At 63.4% G+C, this 16,805-nt stretch carries 10 protein-coding genes and 1 tRNA gene; 9 read left to right on the top strand and 2 right to left on the bottom strand.

From position 1 onward, the window contains the following. Window positions 1-2 precede the first annotated feature (2 nt). Window positions 3-4,712, bottom strand: coding sequence for an NAD-glutamate dehydrogenase domain-containing protein (locus AB433_RS06615; RefSeq protein ID WP_156170705.1), 4,710 nt, complete (start codon window positions 4,710-4,712; stop codon window positions 3-5). Window positions 4,713-4,997: 285 nt separating this feature from the next. On the opposite strand from AB433_RS06615, the gene otsB reads away from it, so the two are divergent. The 3 genes from otsB to AB433_RS06600 are packed head-to-tail and all read left to right on the top strand — an operon-like array spanning window position 4,998 to window position 7,716. Further along, window positions 4,998-5,741 carry a trehalose-phosphatase gene (gene otsB, locus AB433_RS06610; RefSeq protein WP_047820412.1) on the top strand — a complete coding sequence of 248 codons (744 nt, stop codon included), beginning with the start codon at window positions 4,998-5,000 and terminating at the stop codon, window positions 5,739-5,741. Between the two features lie 34 nt (window positions 5,742-5,775). After that, window positions 5,776-7,167: an alpha,alpha-trehalose-phosphate synthase (UDP-forming) gene (locus tag AB433_RS06605; protein ID WP_047820411.1), complete on the top strand. Its 1,392-nt coding sequence runs from the start codon at window positions 5,776-5,778 to the stop codon at window positions 7,165-7,167. A gap of 33 nt (window positions 7,168-7,200) precedes the next feature. After that, window positions 7,201-7,716 carry a hypothetical protein gene (locus tag AB433_RS06600; protein ID WP_047820410.1) on the top strand — a complete coding sequence of 172 codons (516 nt, stop codon included), beginning with the start codon at window positions 7,201-7,203 and terminating at the stop codon, window positions 7,714-7,716. Here the strand turns inward: AB433_RS06600 and recG are convergent. Continuing rightward, window positions 7,713-9,791, bottom strand: a complete 2,079-nt coding sequence (recG, locus tag AB433_RS06595) for an ATP-dependent DNA helicase RecG (RefSeq protein WP_047820409.1) — start codon at window positions 9,789-9,791, stop codon at window positions 7,713-7,715. The two genes, AB433_RS06600 and recG, sit on opposite strands and share 4 nt — an antisense overlap. A 52-nt stretch (window positions 9,792-9,843) precedes the next feature. Here recG and AB433_RS06590 point away from each other — a divergent pair, with 52 nt between their 5' ends. From AB433_RS06590 to AB433_RS06565, 6 genes are all read left to right on the top strand, one after another. After that, the gene (locus AB433_RS06590) at window positions 9,844-10,110 is read left to right on the top strand and encodes an FAD assembly factor SdhE (protein ID WP_047820408.1); all 267 of its coding nucleotides are present in this window, start codon (window positions 9,844-9,846) and stop codon (window positions 10,108-10,110) included. A 51-nt stretch (window positions 10,111-10,161) separates the two neighbouring features. Continuing rightward, window positions 10,162-13,710 (top strand): transcription-repair coupling factor, encoded by a 3,549-nt coding sequence (gene mfd, locus AB433_RS06585; protein ID WP_047820407.1) that lies wholly within the window; start codon window positions 10,162-10,164, stop codon window positions 13,708-13,710. Window positions 13,711-13,787: 77 nt separating this feature from the next. Then, window positions 13,788-14,582, top strand: a complete 795-nt coding sequence (locus tag AB433_RS06580) for an NAD kinase (RefSeq protein WP_047820406.1) — start codon at window positions 13,788-13,790, stop codon at window positions 14,580-14,582. A 102-nt stretch (window positions 14,583-14,684) separates the two neighbouring features. Further along, a tRNA-Asn gene (locus AB433_RS06575) sits at window positions 14,685-14,759 on the top strand. A 176-nt stretch (window positions 14,760-14,935) separates the two neighbouring features. Continuing rightward, complete coding sequence (locus tag AB433_RS06570; protein WP_047820405.1) at window positions 14,936-16,108, top strand: tyrosine-type recombinase/integrase; 1,173 nt, start codon at window positions 14,936-14,938, stop codon at window positions 16,106-16,108. Next, the gene (locus AB433_RS06565) at window positions 16,105-16,794 is read left to right on the top strand and encodes a hypothetical protein (RefSeq protein ID WP_047820404.1); all 690 of its coding nucleotides are present in this window, start codon (window positions 16,105-16,107) and stop codon (window positions 16,792-16,794) included. The genes AB433_RS06570 and AB433_RS06565 overlap by 4 nt, the downstream gene beginning before the upstream one ends. Window positions 16,795-16,805 lie beyond the last annotated feature (11 nt).

The raw sequence follows: 16,805 nt of genomic DNA, 5'->3' as shown, positions 1-16,805 counted from the left end.
TGTCAGGCCCCGAACAGACCCCGTGCCTGCCCGGCGATCAGCGCCAGCATAGATGGCGAAACCGGCACCGCGCTCTCGGCCCGGGCCACCATCGCACGGAATTGCTGGATCGTGCCATCGTTCTTCGCCGCCCAGCTTTCAACCGCCGCTTTGGGATCTGCCTTGGCGGTTTTGCCGCGCAGCAACTTGCGCAGGAATTCCAACCGCATCTGCTGCAGATCGCGCGACAGGCCGGCGACCAGCAAGCGTTCCCACGGGTCCGACGGGCTCATGACCGCCGCCGTCTGCTGCGCCCAATCGATGCCAAGCCGCGCGCCGAGATCGGTGAAGACGCAGGCGATGGTGCGCGCATCGATCCCGCTATCCGCCGCGAGACGGGCAAGTCCGATTGCGCCGTCCAGCTGATAAAGGTGCACAACCGCCGCCGTTTCCTTGGCAGGTGCACCCTTGCCGCCCAGATCTTCGCGTAATTGCTCCGAATGCGTGCGCGCCGCGCGCTCCAAAAGCCGGTCGGTATCCTTGGAAAGCGCCTCGACGTAAGGCGCCAGTTCGGCATGAATCGCCTGCGGAGAGACACTTTTTCCGTCCAGTCTCAGCAGGTCGGCGATATGCCCGCGCACGGCGCCCGCCATCCGATCGAACAGGGCAAGCCGCGCTTTTTCCGGCATCGCCCCCGTTTCGATCCGCTGCCAAAGCGCCTTCAGGTCGAATAACGCATCGGCAGCGACAAACGCCGCCGCCACATCGGACAGCCGCGCGTTCTCTTCTTCCGCAACCTCAAACGGCAGCACGATGCCGAGCCGGTTGATCACGCGGTTCGCCAGTTCGGTCGCCACTATCTCACGCCGCAACCGGTGCTCCTCGATATATTTGCGGAATTTGTCCTGCATCTCCACGGGGAACGAACCGATTAGCGTGCCTTCGACCGCCGGATCGTCGGGCAGGTCGTGATGCTCGATCGCGTGTTGCAGCACCAGTTTCGAGCTGGAGAGCAGGACCGCCAGTTCCGGGCGGGTCAACCCGTGCCCTTCCGCCGCGCGGCGGGTGAACACATCGCTCGTCGCCAGCCCCTCGGTCTTGCGGTCGAGGTCGCCGCCGTCTTCCAGCTGCTCGATCAGGCGTATCTGCGACGCGGTGGCCGCCGATCCGCCTTGCTCCGCCACAGACAGCGCCAGCGTCTGCAAGCGGTTGTCTTCCAGTACGATCGCTGCGACCTCGTCGGTCATCTCGGCCAGGAAATCGTTACGGCGTTCCAGCGACAACCGCCCCGCCTTTCGCGCGGCCTCCAATGCGATCTTGATGTTGACCTCGTTATCCGAGCAATCGACGCCAGCCGAATTGTCGATGAAGTCGGTGTTGATCCGGCCTCCGCCGAGCGCAAATTCGATACGGCCGGCCTGCGTGATGCCAAGGTTTGCACCCTCGCCGATGACCTTGACGCGCAATTCAGACGCATCGACGCGCAGCAGGTCGTTGGAGGGATCGCCCACCTCGACATGGTTCTGCGTGGTCGCTTTTACGTAAGTGCCGATGCCGCCGAACCACAGCAAATCCGCCGGGGCCTTCAACACCGCCGAAATCAAGGCGTCGGGTTCCATCTCCTTGTCCTCGACGCCCAGCGCCTCGCGCGCCTGTTTCGACAAGGGGATGCGCTTCATCGTGCGCGGAAATACGCCGCCGCCCTTGCTGATCAGCTTTTCGTCGTAATCGGCCCAGCTGGATCGTGGCAGGGCGAACATGCGCTCGCGCTCTTTCCAGCTTTTCGCCGGGTCGGGATCGGGGTCGATAAAGATGTGACGGTGATCGAAAGCGGCGACCAGTTTGATCGATTTCGACAGCAACATACCGTTGCCGAAAACGTCGCCCGACATATCCCCGCAGCCGACGACCTTGACGGTGTCGCTCTGCACATCGACGCCCATTTCGAGGAAATGGCGCTGCACCGAAATCCATGCGCCGCGCGCGGTGATGCCCATCGCCTTGTGGTCGTATCCGTTCGAACCGCCACTGGCGAAGGCATCGCCCAGCCAGAAGTCGTGCTTCATCGCGATGGCATTGGCGATGTCGGAGAAGCTGGCCGTGCCCTTGTCCGCCGCGACGACGAAATAGGGATCTTCGCCGTCAAGGATACGCACGTTCCGCGGGTGCACGACCTTGCCATCGACAATGTTGTCGGTGACGGACAACAGTGCGCGGATAAAGACCTCATAGCTGGCCTTGCCCTCTGCGGCCCAGCTGTCGCGGTCCTTCAACGGATCGGGCAATTGCTTGGGATAGAACCCGCCCTTCGCGCCGGTCGGCACGATGACCGCGTTCTTCACGCGCTGCGCCTTCATCAGGCCGAGAATTTCGGTGCGATAATCATCACGACGGTCGGACCAGCGCAGGCCCCCGCGCGCCACCGGTCCGGCCCGCAAATGGATGCCTTCGACGCGGCGCGAATAGACGAAGATCTCGCGCCACGGCAGCGGCTTGGGCAAGCCGGGCACGCCCGCGCTGTCCAGCTTCAGGGCCAGCGCTTCTTCCGCGGCGGGTGAAAACGCATTGGTGCGCAACACCGCCTCTATCACCGCGTGAAAATGCCGCAGCAGCCGGTCGTCGTTGATGGCGTTGACCTTGACCAAACCATCGCGGATCGCCTTGCGCGCCTTTTCGGACGCGGCATCGGGATCCGCGACCGCCGGATCATGCATCGCATTGAACAAGGCGATGAGCGCACGTGTAATGTCGGGCGCGCCGACAAAGGCGGAAACGGCAGTGGCGACGGTAAAGCCCAGACCGCCCTGCCGCGAATAGCGATAGATTGCGCGCAGCAATTCGGCATCGCCGCGGCCCAGGCCGGTCGCGACGACAAGGCGGTTGAACAGGTCGTTCTCTGCCCGGTTGTTCAGCACCACCGCAATCGCTGCTTCGATATCGGCGGCGCGTTTCAGGATCGCCGGAATGTCCTCCGCGCCGTCCAGCCCCAGCACGAAGTCGTGCACCGTGCCGATCCGCCTCTGATCCAGCGGGGTCGGGATTTCGGCCAGCACGCGAAAACCGAAGTTCTCCAACGCCGGAACCGCATCGGACAGCGGCAGGGTGCCTTCGTACTGATAGACCTTCAGCCGCAGCTGGTTTTCGGGATCGCTGTCCAACCGATAGAGCCGCGCATCGCGGCGCAGCGACGGATCGTCGTCGGGCAGAGCGGCCAGCGTTTTCATGCGGATGATGTCGAGCGCCGCCTCCGCAGCGCCATAGTCCGCGCGATAGGACACCGGAAAGGCGTTGCCGAACCGCGCGGCCAATGCCGCAGCGCGCCCCGCCTCTTCATGCTGCGCCAGTTCTTGCTCGACCGCGTCTTCCCAGCCGCGCAGCATCGTCTGCAAGTGCGCGTCCAGCTTCTGCTCGTCGAGCGAACCTTCGACCTTGCGAATGTCGAGGACGAAGCGCAGCAATGCCAGATTGCCGCCCTCTATCTGCAAGGCCCAGTCGAGCGTTTCCGCCCCAGAATCGCTTTCCAGCAGGTCGATGATGCGCAGCCGCGTCTCGGTACTCATCAGGTCGCGCGGCAGCCAGACGAAGACGAACAAGTGCCGGGCCAGCGGCGCCTCGACCATAGCAAGGCGCGGACGCGGCATGTCGTAAAGTCCCGACATCATCGTCGCCAGACGTGCGATGGCATGATCCTGCAAGCCTATCAGCAGATCGTGCGGCAGCACGGTCATCGCGTGCAGCACGGCCTTGCCGGTATGACCCTTCGGATCGAAGCCCAAGCGCCGGGTCAGCTCTCCGAATTCGCGGCGCATGCGCGGCACGTCTTCGGGCGGAGTGTTAAGGGCCGCGCTGGTCCAGACGCCCGCGTGGGCGGAAATGGCGACGACCTCGCCATCTTCGAGGACTGGCACGAGAAACAGGTCGAGCGGGGTCGAGCGGTGAACCTTCGAAAGCTGGTTCGCCTTTACCACCAGCGGCGCATGGTCCAGAGCCTCTCCCTTGCGATCGTCGAACCATGCGAAGGCGCGGTCCCAGGATGCGTCTGCCAGCACCGCCTCCGCGCTCTTGCGGCAGATGCCGTGGACTTCCTTTTGGCTGCCATCGCGCATCCGGGTCACATGCCCCAGCTGCGTCAACATGCCGCCCGCGAACCAGTCCAGTAGCGCGCTGCCTTCGGGATCGGTGATCACGCGGGAATCGCGCAGCATGGTGGCGATCAGTTCGGGCCAGTCCTCTACCGCGGCGCGCACGTCGGCCAGCGTAGCCTGCAACGCCTGCTCGATCTGCTTGCGATGCGCGCCATCGACGCGGCGCGCCTCGACATAGATCATCGACTCGCAGTCGCCGCCTTCGCGCTCCTTGCCAATCGAGACCAGCGTGCCATCCTTGTCGCGCTGAACCGGAACGATCGGGTGGACCAGCGTATCGGCCACAAGCCCGAATTCGCCGAGCGTAGAGGCGATGGAATCGACCAGGAACGGCATGTCGTCGTTGATGATCGCGATCCGCGTGCCGCGCCGTCCCTCGGGCGCAGAGGCGATGACGATGGTCGCTTTGCCGCCGCTGCGCTTTTCCGCGGCCTCGATCAGGAACCCGGCGATCTCTCCGCGTCTTCCCTTGGGCAAGGGTTCGTCACCCGGAAGTTCGGATTCCCGGATATGGTGGACCAGAATATCGATCTGAGACTTCGAAGCCTGCGCCTTTGCGGTCTGCGGCTTGCTCTTGGTATTGCTCAATGTCCCTCGCCTTAATGCTGGAGTTCGGGCCACGACGGGCCAATGCGACGCCCCATTCCTGAACCCGCCGCACGGCGGTTCGATCCCGGCCTTTTTCGGGGAGAGGGGGTGGGAGTGGCAGCAGTTGCCGACATGCGCGCATGTTTGCCACTGGTTACACCGGCAATCAACGCGAAGCGGTCACCAATGCACCGCAAAATGGGCGCAATCTGGCGGCCCTGTCATGCTGCATTGGCGAAGAACAGGTTGACCGGGCCCGCCCCCGGCGCACATAGGTGAATTGCAATGATGACCCTGCCGCATCCCCCGTCGCCCGATCCTTCGCGCGATGCCCTGTTCCTCGATTTCGACGGCACGCTGGTGGACCTTGCCCAGACGCCAGACGCGGTGGTCGTGAGCGAGGCGCTGAAAGATCGGTTGCTGCGATTGAACGCGATGTTCGCCGGCCGGCTGGCGCTGATCAGCGGGCGTGCGATTTCTGTGCTCGACGGTTTCGGCCTGCCGACCATCGCTTGCGCGGGCAGTCACGGGGCGGAATGGCGGCTTTCGGGCGAAGCGACGCGAGCGATGCCTCGGCCAGACGCGCTCGACCTCGCCAAACAGGCGTTCATCGATTTTGCCACGAGCCGCGACGGGGTGATTTTCGAGGACAAACCGCTTGGCGCTGGCCTGCATTTCCGACTGGCCCCCGATCACGGCGCGGCCTGTATCTCTTTGGCGAAAAGCCATGCCGAAGGGCTGCACCTGCAACATGGCCACGCCATGATCGAATTGCGCGTTCCCGGCGTGCACAAGGGGACCGCGCTGGCCGAACTGATGCGGCAGGCACCTTTCGCCGGCTATCGCCCGATCTTCCTTGGCGACGATGTCACGGATGAAGACGGGTTCGTTCAGGCACGCGACGATGGCGGCTACGGCGTGCTGGTCGGCGCCAAACGAGACACGAAGGCCAGCTACCATCTGCCCGGCCCCGAAGCGGTCAACGACTGGCTCGATCGTATCGTGGAACAGCGGGAGGCGGCTGAATGATGCGTGGTTCGCATCTGATACAGGGAGTGCGCCCGTGGGACGCCTGATCGTCGTATCGAACCGGGTATCGATGCCCACGCCCGACGGTGCGCAGGGCGGACTTGCCGTCGCGCTTCAGGCGGCCTTGCGCGAATCCGGCGGGCTATGGTTCGGCTGGTCGGGGCGAGAGGTCGACAAGTTCACCGGATCGGTCAGTTTCGAGGAAATCTCCGGCGTACGCTCTGCGGTGGTCGATCTGGAACCGCAGGATGTTGAGGAGTACTACAACGGCTTCGCCAATCGCACGCTCTGGCCGCTGTTTCATTATCGCATCGATCTGGCCAAATATAACCGCAGCTTCGGCAGCGGGTACGAACGGGTGAACAAGCGGTTTGCCGAACCGCTGCATGTCATGATCGAACCCGGCGATACGGTCTGGATCAACGATTACCACCTGATCCCCATCGCGTCCCAGCTGCGCGAACACGGCATCCGAAACAAGATCGGGTTCTTTCTGCACACGCCGTGGCCGCCGACGCGCCTGCTGGTCTCGCTGCCCTATCACGAGCGGCTGGTGCGCACGATGTTCGATTATGACGTGCTGGGGTTCCAGACGGCGGAGTGGCTGGAAAGCTTCCTGCACTATTGCCAGAACGAGCTGGGCGGCACGATCGACGGCGAATACGTGTCGTTCGAGGGCAAGACCCTGCGCGCGGTGGTCTGCCCGATCGGGATCGACTTCGAAAACTTCCTACAAGCATCGAAAACCGATGCGGCGCAGGCCCTGTCCGAACGGGTAAAGGTTTCACTGCGCCAGCTTTCGATGATCGTCGGCGTGGACCGGCTGGATTACTCGAAGGGGTTGGAAGAGCGGCTCAACAGCTACGAACATTACCTGCAAAAGCACCCGGAATCGCACCGTGCCGTGGTGCTGATCCAGGTCGCCCCGCCTTCGCGCGGAGAGGTCGAGCATTACCAGCACGTGCGCGATCACCTGAACGCCATGTCGGGCCGGATCAACGGCGCCTTTGCCGAAGTGGACTGGACACCGATCCGCTATGTCAATCGCGGCTATAACCGGGATGAACTGACCGCTCTCTACCGTGCCGCGCGGGTCGGACTGGTAACGCCCTTGCGCGATGGCATGAACCTTGTGGCCAAGGAATACGTCGCGGCGCAGGACCCGGACGATCCCGGCGTGCTGGTCCTTTCGCGCTTTGCCGGGGCCGCCGCGCAGATGCAGGAAGCGCTGCTGGTAAACCCCTACGCGCCCGAGGAAGTGGCCGATGCCCTGCACAAGGCGCTGACAATGCCGCTTACCGAACGCAAGCAGCGCCACGCCGCGTTGCTGGAAGGCGTCAAGAACGAGGACGTCCACTGGTGGCGTGAAAAGTTCGTGCGCATCATCGAGGAAACCGACTGCCGTCAGGGCGTGGCCGCGCAATAAGGCTGACGGACATGCCTTCCGCGGTGTTAACGTTTGCGCAACGCTGATCGGGAAGCCTTTCGCAACACCTATCTCGCTATTTCCGCAGGTCTGCTGCCCGTAGTCCGGGCATGGGAGATCGCGATGAAGGAAGCAGGTTCAGCCCGGATCATACTGGCCACGGCAGGCATTGCCCTGTCGATCATGGCGGTGAAGACCGTCCTGCCCGCCATTCCGCTGATCGCTACGGTTCTGGCCTCGGTGCTGGGCCTTGCGCTGATCTTCTCGCTATATCGTTCGGATTCCCGAACCCGCCGCGCCGCGTCTATGCGGCTGGCAACGTCAGAAGTGGAACTGCCAACCGACGCCGATAGCCCGGCAATCCGAGCCCGGATGGAAACCCGCCCATTGCCGCAGATCGCTCCCGGCCCGCTGACCCGCGTGGCGCCGGATGCCGAAAAAGCCGCCGAACCCTGCACACGCGACCGCGTGAAGGCCGCGCAAGCCGATGCGGTTCTGGATTTGACGCCGGATATGGCGCTGAGCGTCGTTCGAAGCGAAGCGGGCTAACCCCCGCGCAATAGCTGCACGCCATAATCGCGCTCGAACAGATAGAGCGCGATCCGAGCCGCCTCGCCCCGCGCGCCGGTCAGGCCACCGTCACGATCCATCAATAGCCGTGCGTCGTCGTGCGCCGCCTCCAGTAATTCGCTGATCTGCTCGGGCGTGGCGACAATGAAACTCTGTTCGCCCGATTGCCGCGTACCAAGGATTTCGCCGCCGCCGCGTAGGCGCAGGTCCTCTTCGGCCAGGCGAAATCCGTCCTGCGTTTCACGCATCAGGGCCAGCCTTTCGCGCCCTGTTTCCGACAGCGCACCGCCGCGCAACAACAGGCAAACCGACTTCTCCGCCCCGCGCCCCACACGCCCGCGCAACTGGTGCAATTGGGCCAAGCCGAATCGTTCGGCCTGCTCGATCACCATCAGCGAAGCGTTGGGTACATTGACGCCGACCTCGATCACCGTGGTCGCGACCAGCACCGCGACCTCGCCGCTGGCGAAGCGCGCCATGTTGGCGTCCTTGACCTCGGCCGGAAGCTGGCCATGGACCAAGGTAACCGCCGCATCGCCCAGCGCCGCACACAAGGTATCGAACCGCTCCTCGGCGGCGGCGATGTCCTCGGTCTCATGCTCACGCACCATCGGGCAGACCCAGTATGCCTGCTTCCCCTCCGCCACATGGCGATGCAGCCCGCCGACCACATCATCCATCCGCTCCACCGCGACGACGCGCGTGTCGATCGGTTGCCGCCCCGGCGGCATCTCGTCCAGCTTCGACACCTCCATCTCGCCGTATTGCGCAAGGGTCAGCGTGCGCGGGATCGGTGTGGCGGTCATGGCAAGGCAATGCGCGGTGCCTTTGGCCTTCTGTTGCAACAACAGCCGCTGCCCGACGCCGAAGCGGTGCTGCTCATCGATCACGACAAGGCCAAGATTGCGGTAATTCACGCTGTCCTGAAAGATCGCATGGGTACCGATCAGCACGTCGATGCTGCCGTCCAGCAAGCCCATCAGGATCGATTCTCGCGCCCGGCCCTTATCCCGCCCGGTCAGGATCGCGATTTCGATCCCGGTCCCGCGCGCCATTTCGCTCAGCGTCTCGAAATGCTGCCGTGCAAGTATTTCGGTCGGGGCCAGCAGCGCCGATTGCGCCCCGCCCTCAGCCGCGATCAGCATCGCGTGCAGCGCTACCGCCGTCTTGCCGCTGCCGACGTCGCCTTGCAGCAGGCGGAGCATCGGGTGTTGCTGGGCCATGTCGCCCTCGATCTCGGCCACGGACCGTTTCTGCGCTCCGGTAAGTTCGAACGGCAGGCGCAACTTTTCGCGCAAGGCTCCATCGCCGCATAAAGGCACGCCCTTGCGACGGCGATTATCGGCTTTCACCAGCATCAGGGCCAGCGCCGAAGCAAACAGTTCGTCATAGGCCAATCGGTCCCGCGCCGCCTTGTGCTGCCCCTGATGCGCCAGAACCAGGGCATCGCGCCACGCTGGCCATTGCTGGCGGTCAAGCTGCCCCGGCTCTATCCATTCGGGCAGGTCAGGCAGTTCGCCCAGCGCCTGATCCACCAGCGCCTGCAAACGGCCTTGCGTCAGTCCCTCACTCAATCCGTAAACCGGCTCGCAAGTCGCGCCCAGACCCACTCCATTTTGGCCCGGCCCGCCCTCATCCGAAACATGATCGGGATGCACGATCTGAAGCATGTCGCCGTATTGGTCGAGCCGCCCTGCCACCCAACGCCTTTCATTCAGCGGCAACTGCTTTTTCGCGCTGTACGAAGCGCGCCCGAAGTAGGTCAGCGAAACGACATTGCCGATCTCGTCGGTGGCCAGCACGTTGAACGGCCCCCGCCCCGTCCGGCTGGCGCGATATTGCGTGGGCGTCAGCGGCACGATCACGTTCTCGCCCACGACCGCATCGTCCAGGTTCGCGATCACGCGCCGGTCGATAAACCGTTCGGGCAAGTGATAGGCAAAGTCCTTGACCCGGCTCAGGCCCAGCTTGTCGAGCGGCTTTTCCAGCTTTGGGCCGACGCCTTTCAGGCTTTCCGCTTCGGCGAACAGGGGGTTGAGGATTTCGGGCCGCATCCCTTTCCTTTAGCGCCTTGCGCCCGCCGGTCCACGGGGGTAACCGGCCCGCATGGTGGATAGCGCACGTCTTGGCCGATTGAAATTCCGCGCATGGCATCGCGGCACGCGGGAAGCCGACTTCATGATCGGTGGCTTTTTCGACAAGCATCATGCCATATGGGACGAAGCCCAGTGCGACTGGTTCGAGGCTCTGCTGGAAGAAGACGACGTCCACGTCATGGCTTGGGCGATGAACGTCGAACCCGCACCGGAACGCTATGAAGGCCCAATGATGGAGGCGATGCGGCGGCTGGATTACGTGCACGTCCATCGCTGACAATTCCGGGTTGCGCCGGAACCGCCGGACGCCCAGATAGTCCCCTTAGAAATGGCTGACCTTCCCCGTATAATCGCCGCGGAAAACCCGCTGGTGCTGTCTTCGCTTGCGCGCGGCGCGTTGCCGCTCGTCCTTTCCGACCTTGCCCGCGCGGCGGCGCATGGCAAATCGCCAGCGCGCGCCGTGTTCATCGCGCCCGACGAGCAGGCAATGGCGGCGGTGGCCGATGCCGCCCCGTTCTTCGCGCCCGAACTGGATGTGATCGAGTTTCCGGCGTGGGACTGCCTGCCCTACGACCGGTCCAGCCCCGCCCTGTCGGTCAGCGCGCGCAGGCTGGCGGCGTTACAGGCCTTGCAGCGCAAGCGCCCAAAGGACAATCACACCCCGCAGCTGCTGGTCACGACGGTCAACGCCCTGCTGCAACGCGTGCTCACCCCGTTCCGCATTCGCGAGGCGACGCGCCTGCTGGAAGAAGGGACCGAGATCGGGCACGAGAGCCTTATCGCCCTGCTCCAACGGCAAGGCTACGCCCGCAGCGACACTGCGATCGACGCGGGCGAGTTCGCGGTGCGCGGATCGATCTTCGACATCGTGCCCAGCGGGCTGAAGGCGAAGAACGACAAGGGAGAACTGGAGCAAGCCGGTCTGCGGCTCGACTTCTTCGGTGACGAGCTGGAGAGCCTGCGCCTCTACCATCCCAATACGCAGCGCACGACCGGCACGGTGAAGCAGCATCTGCTTCTCCCCGCCAGCGAGGCCTTGCTGGACGAAGACACGATCAAGCGTTTCCGCAGCCGTTATCGCGAACGCTGGGGCGCGGCCGCCACTGGCGATCCGCTCTATCAGGCGGTCAGCGACGGGCGGCGGCTGGCTGGCATGGAACACTGGCTCCCGCTGTTCGAGGACAAGCTGGCGACCCTGTTCGACCATCTTGGCGACGGGGACGTCACGATCATCGACGGCGGCGCGCTGCGTGCGGGTGACGAACGGCTCGACGAAATCGTCGACTATCACCGCGCCCGCACCGAATCCGCGCGCACCAGCCCCGGCGCCTATCGCCCGCTAGCTTCGGATGCGCTGTACCTCAGCCGCGAGGAGTTCGAAGACCGGCTGGAGGGCTGGCCCGTCCACCGCACCTCGATCTTCGCGGAGCCCGAGGCGGAGCGGACCATCGACTTCGCTTTCACTTCTGCCCGCGACTTCACGCCAGAGCGCACGCGCGGAGACAATGTCTACGATGTTGCCGCCAAGTACCTGAAAAAACAGGCCGATGGCGGCAAGCGCGCCATCCTCGCCTGCTACTCGGAAGGCGCGCGGAAACGCATTGTCAGCCAGCTTGGCGAGGCCGGAAAATACGAACCCGCCACCGCCGAGACGTGGCAGGAAGCGCTGGGCACGGCGGCCAAAAAGCGCCCGGTCGCGGTCGTCCTCCCGCTCGAATCCGGTTTTGCGACAGACGATCTTGAGCTGGTTACAGAGCGCGACCTGCTCGGCGACCGCCTTGTCCGCCGGAAGAAGCGCAAGAAGGACGCCGATGCCTTCATGGCCGAGTTGCAGGCGCTCCAACCCGGTGATCACATCGTCCACATCGACCACGGCGTTGGGCGCTATCTCGGCCTGCAATCAGTGCCGGTGGGCAAGAGCCCGCACGATTGCGTCGCGTTGGAATACCACGGCGGCGACAAGCTTTATGTGCCGGTCGAGAACCTCGACGTCCTCTCACGCTACGGCAGCGGTGAGGAAAGCGTGCCGCTTGATCGTCTCGGCGGCGAAGGCTGGCAAAAGCGCAAGGCCCGCCTGAAAGAGCGCATCCGCGAGATTGCGCACGAATTGCTGGCAACGGCGGCCAAGCGTGCCTTGCAAAAGGCGCCCGTGATCGAAGCCGACCCACAAAGCTACGATCCATTCGTCGACCGTTTCCCATGGAACGAGACCGAGGATCAGGACCGCGCCATCGGCGACGTCATGCGCGACCTTGAGGACGGCAAGGCCATGGACCGTCTTGTCTGCGGCGACGTCGGCTTTGGCAAGACAGAGGTGGCCCTGCGTGCCGCCTTCGTCGCGGCAATGGCCGGGCAGCAGGTCGTAATGATCGCGCCGACGACGCTGCTCGCCCGTCAGCACTACGCCAATTTCTGCGAACGGTTCGCCGGGTTCCCGCTCAACATCGGTCGCCTCTCGCGCCTCGTCCCCGCCAAGGAAGCCGCCGAGACTCGCGACGGGCTGGAAGCGGGCAAGATCGACATCGTCGTGGGCACCCACGCGATTCTGTCAAAGAGCGTGAAGTTCAAGCGACTAGGCCTTGTAATCGTTGATGAAGAACAGCGCTTCGGCGTCACCCACAAGGAGAAACTGAAGGCTCTGCGCGCCAATGTCCACGTCCTGACGCTGACTGCCACGCCGATCCCGCGCACGTTGCAAATGGCCATGTCGGGCCTGCGCGAACTGTCGGTCATCCAGACGCCGCCCGTGGACCGCCTCGCCGTGCGGACCTACGTTATGGAGTGGGACGACATGATCGTTCGCGAAGCATTGCTGCGTGAACACCACCGCGGCGGCCAAAGCTTCATCGTCGTGCCCCGCATCGCCGACATGCCCCGGATCGAGGATTGGCTGCACGAAACCGTGCCCGAGGTGAAGGCCGTTACCGCCCACGGTCAGATGGGTGCGGGTGAAGTGGAAGAGCGGATGAGCGCCTTCTACGAGAAGAAGTACGACGTCCTGCTCTCGACCACCATCGTCGAATCGGGCCTCGATATTCCCAGCGCCAACACGATCATCATCCACCGCGCCGATCGTTTCGGCCTTGCCCAGCTATACCAGCTGCGCGGCCGCGTCGGCCGGTCGAAGTTGCGCGCCTACGCCTACCTCACGACCGAGGAGGACAAACAGATGTCCGAGGTCGCGGAAAAGCGTCTCAAGGTGCTGGGCGATCTCGATACGCTGGGTGCGGGTTTTCAGCTGGCCAGCCACGATCTCGACATTCGCGGCGCGGGCAACCTGCTGGGCGATGAGCAGTCGGGCCACATCCGCGAGGTCGGCTTCGAGCTCTATCAGTCCATGCTGGAAGACGCGATCCTTGCCGCCAAGGCGGGCGAACTGGGCGTGGTCGAGGATCGTAGCGGCCTTTCCCCGCAGATCACCGTCGATGCTCCGATCATGATTCCCGAGGATTACGTCCCCGACCTATCGATCCGTATGGCGCTCTATCGCCGCCTGAACGAAGCGAAGGACAAGGACGAGATCGAGGCGATGGCGGCAGAGATGATCGACCGTTTCGGCCCGCTGCCTTCCGCGACCGAAAATCTCGTCAAACTCATCGAGATAAAGCTGCAGGCCTGCGAGGCGAACATCGCCAAGATCGACCTTGGCCCACGCGGTGCGCTCGTGGCTTTTCACAAGGACGAGTTCCCAGATCCGATGGGCCTGATCGGCTATGTCGAGCGGTTGAAGGGCACGGCACGCCTGCGGCCCGACAACAAGCTGGTGATCGAGCGCAACTGGGGTGATCCGAAATCTCGCCTGAATGGCCTGTTCCAGCTTACCAAGGGCCTGTCCGCCATCGTTCGCCGGGCGATGAAGCAGACCGAAGCGGCTTAACAGGCGCACGAAGGTTCGTTGCATTGTCTGCCCCTGACCCATAGGGTCCGCCACGAATTCGGGGGAGTCGGAAGACAGTGGCCAAGGCCCGCAAGAAGCTTGAGAAGCTGGCGCTGACCGCGTCGCCTACGGACAAGGCGCAGACAGCGGCAGAGGAAATGCGCGCCGCGTACGACTTCGTCCCGTTCGAGGATGCCGACGGCATCGTCGTTCTGGGCGGCGATGGCTATATGCTGCAAACGCTGCACCAGATGATCGACAAAGGACGCATCCTGCCCGCGTACGGCATGAACCTGGGCACGGTCGGTTTTCTGATGAACAAGCGCGAGGCGAGTCGGCTACCGATCCTCGAGCGTGTGAACCGCACCCGCCAGTTCGAGGTTTCGCCGCTGATGATGACGGCCACTACGCATGGCGGGGATACGATTACCAGTTGCGCGATCAACGAAGTCTCTCTGCTGAGGGAAACGCGCCAGACCGCAAAGCTGGAGATCAAGGTCGGCCACAAGGTCCGCATCCCCGAGCTTGCCTGCGATGGTGTGCTGGTGGCGACGCCCGCCGGGTCCACCGCCTATAATTTCAGCGCCAACGGGCCGATCCTGCCGCTCGGTTGCGGATTGCTCGCCCTCACCCCGATCTCGGCCTTTCGCCCGCGGCGTTGGCGCGGGGCGATCCTGCCCGACCATCTGCCGATAGAAATTCGCTGTCTGGATGCAAAGAAGCGTCCGGTCTCGGCCGTGGCCGACCAAAAGGAAATTCGCGATGTCGACTCGATCCGGGTGGAAGTGGCGCACGAACGCGACCTGACGCTGCTGTTCGACCGGGGCCACAGCCTGGACGAACGCATCGTGGCGGAACAGTTCGAGATCTGATTTCGGCGGCACTGGCGAAGTTGTGAAAAATGCTGCCAAGTCAGGCTTGCCAAAGCCGCCCGCGCCCCATATAGGCGCACCCCTGCCCGCCAGATGGGCTGCTCCCCGATAGCTCAGCGGTAGAGCATTCGACTGTTAATCGAATGGCCGTAGGTTCGAATCCTACTCGGGGAGCCACTTTTTCATTCAGCGTTGTTCACGACCGCCCACAAAACAGGGCGCAACCCCGCAGAACTGCGCGCTTTTCCTATTCATAACCGTTCATTGACATTCGCCCCCATTCGCGCCTAATGTGTGGTACTCAGTGTAGGAACAAGCACTGACCCAACTCAGACAACCCGAGGGGGCATGTTATGGGCAAACTGACGGCGGCCAAGGTCAAAACACTGATCGACAAGCCGGGACGTTACAGCGATGGCGATGGATTGATCCTGTTTGTGCGCGCACCGGGGCAGGCTTCATGGGTCGCGCGCTTCCAACACAACAACAAGCGCCGCGACTACGGAATCGGCAGTGCCAAGCTCTACAAGCTGGCAGAGGCGCGAGAGAGGGCTTGGGAGGTCCGCAGGGCGCTTGCCGATGGTCGAGACCCCCGAACCCTATGGGAGCAGCCTGCACCGCTCCTGCGCACGTTCCGTGAGGCCGCAGAGGATTTCCTGAGCGCAAAAACGGATGATGTAGGCACCAAGCGCCAGAAACAGGACCGATCGAACCTTACCCGCTATGCCTTCCCTTCGCTGGGTAGGTTGCAGGTCCAGACGATCGAGGCAGACCGAATTGCCGATTGCCTTCGCCCGATATGGACGACGAAGCCCGAGGTCGCGCGACAGGTCCGCAGCCTGATTGTCCGCATCCTACGCTTCACCCGTCCCGATGGCGCGCTGTTCGTGGGCACACTTGGACCCGCGATTGCCGATCGACTGCCCAAGCAGCCATCCAAGGGGAATTTCAGCGCCCTGCCCTATCAGGAACTTCCCGCGTTCATGGACCGCTTGCAGGGCAAGTCCAGCATGGGCGCGCTTGCCTTGCGTATGCTTATCCTGTGCGCCAGCCGCAGTGGCGAGATTCGCGGTGCGACATGGGATGAAATCGACTTCGCTCAGGCGGTGTGGACGATTCCCGGCGATCGAATGAAGATGAGCAAGCCTCACCGCGTCCCCCTCACCCCGCAAGCGCTCGCTGTGCTGGAAGAGGCCAAAGTGCTCCGACGCTCCGATTATATCTTTCCGAACGGCAAGGGTGTGGCCCTCTCTGACATGGCATTGACCAAGACGCTGCGCGACATGAGCATGAATTGCACCGCCCACGGGATGCGCAGCACGTTCCGCGACTGGGCCGCAGAGCAAACATCGGTCGCAGGCGAGATTGCCGAAGCGGCACTCGCTCATGCCGTACCGAACGCAGTGGAGGCATCCTACAAGCGCACCGATTTCTTCGATAAGCGCCGCGACCTGATGAATAATTGGGCACGTTTCGCCACTGGCGAGGATAGCGCTGAGATCGTCGCGCTGGCGAACGCGCAGTGAGCGAAGATCCATTCCTGCGGCACATTACACCCGACGCGGTGGAGGAAACGCTCGCAGGCTATCAACTCGTGCCTAGAATGAGCTTCGATCGCGTTGCCGGTGCCATTCGGCAGGCCTTGGGGCCGACGGTGCCGTTTCCGCCGATTGGTTGCGAGGAGGCCAGCGGAGAAAAGGAGTTTCCGTCCAATCTAACAGCATCCAAGTCGGCCTGGGGGCAAGTGTGGGATAAGGCGGGGAAGGCTTACGGCGCTATCAGGCGCAGCGATGACGAATTGCGCCACCACTTGTCTGAAGCCGACTTGGCGCGCCTTGACGCTGCCGAAACGGCATTGGGAGAACTGTTAGAGGTTGCCTTCAGGCTGAAGGACAGAGAACCCGAGCGGACCCGTTGGCGTGATGCCCGTGCCCAATCGCTACGTGTCGAGCGCGCTTTCCAGTTGTCGCACGTTTTTAGGTTCGCGTTTGGTCGCGACCCCACAATCCTGAGCGAAGATTGGGCCGCCGATGCGACCGGCGGGCCGTGGCCGGATTTTTATCGTCGAATCATGGCGCTTGCATTCACCGAACCGAAAACACGGCGCGATGAAGTCGTCCTAGCAGCGGCCAGAGACCAGATATTGAAGCTACGCGAACGCTTCGGAGACGATGGCGAGGAACTATTCTCGCCGGATTTCGCGAGAGAATAAAACCCCGTCCG

The organism is Croceicoccus naphthovorans, from assembly GCF_001028705.1.
Lineage (GTDB): Bacteria > Pseudomonadota > Alphaproteobacteria > Sphingomonadales > Sphingomonadaceae > Croceicoccus > Croceicoccus naphthovorans.
The sequence above is the reverse complement of the archived record's forward strand: the minus strand, read 5'-3'. Positions and strand labels throughout refer to the sequence as shown.